The organism is Arthrobacter sp. SIMBA_036, assembly GCF_046535135.1.
GTDB lineage: Bacteria > Actinomycetota > Actinomycetes > Actinomycetales > Micrococcaceae > Arthrobacter.
Window position 1 is genome coordinate 1 of the sequence record NZ_JAWRXG010000387.1, and the last position, 246, is coordinate 246.

1 protein-coding gene is annotated in these 246 nt (G+C 36.2%); it reads right to left on the reverse strand.

Annotation, left to right across the window (positions count from 1 at the left end):
• The coding region (locus SB659_RS20260; protein WP_410551729.1) for a hypothetical protein at positions 1-184 on the reverse strand (184 nt) is incomplete at its 3' end.
• Between the last annotated feature and the right edge of the window lie 62 nt (positions 185-246).

Sequence of the window (246 nt, forward strand, 5' to 3'; positions counted from 1 at the left end):
GAATCAGCTGCTCCGCTTTTTGTTGATTTCCACTTTCCAGTAAACTGCCATAGATTCTTGAAAGATTTTGAGCCGGAATGGTATAAGGTTTATGGTTTATTAATTGAAAAACAGCATCCGAGATAGAAAAAACAGGACTATTTCCTCTGTTTGCCAGCAATACTACGGTTTGATTTTTAGTCATATTATGCATCAGAATGCTGGTAAGCCCTGAAATAGATCCATCATGGAAAACTATTTTTCCAT